Origin of the sequence: Haemophilus sputorum CCUG 13788 (assembly GCF_000238795.1) — a bacterium.
GTDB classification, from domain to species: domain Bacteria; phylum Pseudomonadota; class Gammaproteobacteria; order Enterobacterales; family Pasteurellaceae; genus Haemophilus_A; species Haemophilus_A sputorum.
Map to the genome: position 1 here is coordinate 1 of NZ_AFNK01000011.1, position 4,151 is coordinate 4,151.

The following is a 4,151-nucleotide window of genomic DNA, read 5'->3' on the forward strand; positions in this document are numbered from 1 at the left end:
GATGTTGCCTTCCGTTAACAGTACAACGTCGGCACCCGGTAATTTAATATACATTTCGTGGCTCAATGGCTGGCCTGTCAACACCCCCTGTCAACGCTTCGCCCCATACCTCGCGGTATGCAACGCATGACTCGGGGACCTTGTGGATTGCTGGTCCTTCAATGGTCGGGGACTTTCACCCCTTGATCTCTACCGGTCTCCCGGTGAACACTGTATGTATAACCAGTAAAATTAGAGTGTCAGGAGGAAAGATGAAACTACAACTTTTCAGCACCGGGAAAGAACTCCCGCCACAGGCCCATCCATTGTTTGCCGATCTGGCCAGCTGCGGTTTTCCCAGCCCTGCTGCTGACTATGTCGAGTCCGATCTGGATCTCCATGATTACTGCATACGGCATCCGAGCGCGACGTACTACCTGCGTGCCAGCGGAGACAGCATGGCCGACGGCAGTCTGTACAATGGCGATCTGCTGGTTGTGGACAGTGCTGAAAAGCCGCGGCACGGCGATATCGTTGTCGCCAGCATGCAGGGGGAGTTTACGGTGAAACGGCTTCTGCTGACGCCGCGACTGACGCTGCAGCCCATGAATGCCTCCTGGTCGCCGATTTATCCTGATCCCGACGAGCTGGATATCTTTGGCGTCGTCACGCATATCATCCACCGCCCGAGGGAGATGTACTGATGTTTGCCCTGGCCGATGTGAACAGCTTCTATGCCAGCTGTGAACGTGTTTTCCGCCCGGATTTGAAAGGAAAGCCGATAGTCGTCCTGAGCAACAACGACGGGAATGTAATCGCTCGCAGTGCCGAGGCGAAGCCCTGGATCAAAATGGGAACTCCGTGGTTTCAGATAAAAAACGAAAGATACCCGGAAAAAATATATGCGTTTTCAAGTAACTATGAACTTTATGCCTCGATGTTGGCGCGCGTGATGAACAGCCTGGAGGAACTGGCCCCCAGAGTGGAACAGTATTCAATTGATGAGATGTTCCTCGATTTGACCGGCGTGGAGCACTGTATGGAGCTTGAGGACTTCGGCCGGCAGCTGCGTCAGCACGTGTATGACTGTACCCACCTGACCATTGGCGTGGGCGCCGGACCAACGAAGACCCTCGCAAAATCAGCCCAGTGGGCCTCAAAAGAGTGGAAACAGTTTCGTGGCGTACTTGCTCTGACCAGGGGAAATCCGCAGAGAACGCGGAAACTGCTTTCACTGCAGCCGGTTGAAGAAATCTGGGGGGTGGGTAACCGTATTGCACGCAAGCTGAATGTACTGGGCATTAAGACCGCGCTCGATCTCGCCCTGACGAACCCGGCCTTCATCCGCAAAAATTTTTCTGTGGTCCTTGAGCGAACGGTACGGGAACTGAACGGGGAAAGCTGCCTTTCGCTTGAGGAAGCCCCTCCGACGAAACAGCAAATTGTCTGCAGCCGCAGTTTTGGCGTGAAGATCACGGAGTACGAGTCACTCCGTCAGGCTATCTGTCAGCACGCAGAGCGGGCCTCTGAAAAACTGCGTAAAGAGCACCAGTATTGCCGGCATATTTCCGTTTTCATCAAAACGTCTCCGTTCGCCATTAAAGAGCCTTACTACGGCAACGTGGCTACGGAAAAACTTCTTACACCCACTCAGGACACCAGGGACATCATTGCAGCCGCTACAACGGCTCTGGAGCGTATCTGGAGGGATGGGCACCGGTATGCCAAAGCCGGAGTTATGCTGAATGACTTCACCGGCTCCGGCGTTTCGCAGCTGCAGCTGTTCGACGAACGCCCGCCACGCCCTTACAGTGCTGAGCTGATGAAGGTTCTGGACGGGATCAACAACTCAGGGCTGGGTAAAGTATGGTTTGCGGGGCGGGGTATTGCCCCGGAATGGCAGATGAAACGGGAGATGCTTTCTCCTGCTTATACGACACGATGGTCAGATATTCCTTCAGCGAAACTGGCGTAAAACTTTGGCGATTTCACCTTGAAATTCTCAGCCTAAACTGCCTAATTACAATAAGTTAGATGTGAAATCGCCATGGCGAAATTATTGACTCAAATTTCTGTCAAGGACCTCGTTGATAGCCTTGTCCAGTTCATCCTGAATCACTTTTGACATACGGCTAAACTCATAAGTCAGCGTACGCCCTTTCACACGCTTACGCGCGAACTTGTCCTTTTCTTCAAAAGACCAGAGTGGGGAAACCACTGACTTTTCCTTGGGAGATGGATCTATCAATGCCTGAGATGCCTGAGAAATCAGCTTCAGTATACTGGCTTTCTGTTCGTCTTCTGGTCGCTCGCCTTCACTCAAAATTGCATCGAGCTGAGCTGATACAGACTGAATGAGTTCTTCAGGCGTTAATCCCTTTTCACTGAGTTTTTCATTAACTTCTAAAAGAAGTTTATAGTCACTAAACGATAGCTCCGACTGAACCGGGAACAGAGAAATCAAGTCTTGCGGTACGGCCGCCGCCTGCAGCGCCCTGGTAACTTTAGCTTGAGATAACCCCTCCAGTTCAGCAATTTCCTTTTGATTAAATCCGGACTCTTTAAGAGCGATCAATCTCAGGCCAATCTCCCGAAGATTATGTTCTTTAGCTGTCTGGATATCTTTAGCCAGTTGGCGAGCTTCATCAGCTGATAAATGCTCTTCGGTAACCATTACATCAAGGCCTGTACGGACAAAAATTGCTGAGGCTCGCCGTCTTGAACCATCCAGTATCTCAATCCTTTCACTTTGCTTAATACCAATACAGGGAAAGAACTGCTGAAACTTAATCGTCTGGATAATGGATTTCAGGGATTCCCTGGTCAGTGCAAGTTGATCTCTTCCGTTGTTTTCCTGGTTTACGAAGGTCTTACTTTCAACTTCAGATGCAGGCACCCGAACAAACCTGAACGTTACCTTCCTGCCGGTTTTTAAGGTAAATACCTGGCTTCTACCGGTGTCCGTCATTTCCGCAATTGACGCCTGGGTATTTAACTGTCTGCCGATGGTTTTTCTTTTCTCATTCGACATCACATACCTCCGTTAGTACGAATGAACTCGATGCGATCAAAGACTGCCTTCGCAAAGTCTTCCGCTGCTGATTTTGCGCTTTTTAGTGCCTCTGTACTTCCATCATAGGTTGCTGGATTTGCTGAAATAACTGTGTCAAAAGTCTCCCCACAACGTTCGAAACCATCCAGTCTTGGCAGAACCATGTCTAGCATATCGGCACCGAAAACCTCTTTGGCCTGACTATGGCAAATTTTGTGATCAGACTTGTTCAGGATCTTGGACATGAAGCCGACATTACCGATGAGATTGCAGGTGTGCCCATCCATTTCGATGGAATCTATGAGGGCAGGGAGGCTGGCCACAAACTTCAGGGAAGAATGAAAATCAACCGTCGCCGGTGGAAGAGGGGTCAACATCAGGTCTGCCGCCCCAATGCAGTTTTTCAGGAACGCATCAAGGTGAGGACCACTATCAAGGAAAATAAAGTCGTAGTCATGCTGGAGCTTGTCGATAATGTTCTCTTTAAGCACCGCATGAATATTTTTCCCTGGCAGATGTTCTTCACACAATCCCTTCCAGCCTTCAGCAAGGAATGCATCGTCAATGGAAGCGGGGATTACATCAACACCAGGGATAATAGACGGTACTATAAAATCGGAAAGTAATTCTTCACGAGACACGTTCTGGAGCATGGCCTGAGCAGCCGTATTTTCAACCAAGCCCACTGAATTCTCATGGCTCAGGAACATTGTCAGAGATGCCTGCGGATCGAAATCGATGGCCAGAATACGCAGGTCTTCGAACAGAAGCTGAGGATGAGCTCGAAAAGCATGTGATAATGAAGCGGTAGAAACTGTCTTGGAACCACCACCTTTAAGATTACATACAAAAATCGTAAAGGCTTTATCGAAGCGATCCCTGTACTTCGGTACTTTACGATGGTTATACAGATCGATGACATTCTGAATCGTCATCGCGTATTTCATCGTATTACCAGAAGGTTTCTTTTTAAAAATGTAGCCACCGGCTTCCATTTCGGACACAGCATACTCAACACTGCCTTTACTGAGCTTAGGCAGCTTATACAGAGCGGCTTTGCTGTATTCCTGATAGAACTCGGTAAGCTTCAATTCCTCTTTTTGCTGTCGGATACTTTCGC

General features: G+C 49.4%; 4 protein-coding genes. 2 read left to right on the forward strand and 2 right to left on the reverse strand.

Annotated features, from left to right (window positions below):
• Nucleotides 1–251 precede the first annotated feature (251 nt).
• Together umuD and HSP_RS0103200 are read left to right on the forward strand one after the other, a co-directional pair.
• Entirely contained in the window at nt 252–683 is a 432-nt protein-coding gene (umuD, locus tag HSP_RS11160) for a translesion error-prone DNA polymerase V autoproteolytic subunit (RefSeq protein ID WP_000776034.1), read from the forward strand.
• Nucleotides 683–1,954, forward strand: a complete 1,272-nt coding sequence (locus HSP_RS0103200; RefSeq protein WP_000457559.1) for a Y-family DNA polymerase — start codon at nt 683–685, stop codon at nt 1,952–1,954. Before umuD ends, HSP_RS0103200 begins: the two co-directional genes overlap by 1 nt.
• An 81-nt stretch (nt 1,955–2,035) precedes the next feature.
• On the opposite strand, the gene HSP_RS0103205 is transcribed toward HSP_RS0103200, so the two are convergent.
• The gene (locus tag HSP_RS0103205; protein WP_000064119.1) at nt 2,036–3,010 is read right to left on the reverse strand and encodes a ParB family protein; all 975 of its coding nucleotides are present in this window, start codon (nt 3,008–3,010) and stop codon (nt 2,036–2,038) included.
• On the reverse strand, nt 3,010–4,151 hold a 1,142-nt coding region (locus tag HSP_RS0103210; protein WP_010128413.1), incomplete at its 5' end, for an AAA family ATPase. The genes HSP_RS0103205 and HSP_RS0103210, both read right to left, overlap by 1 nt.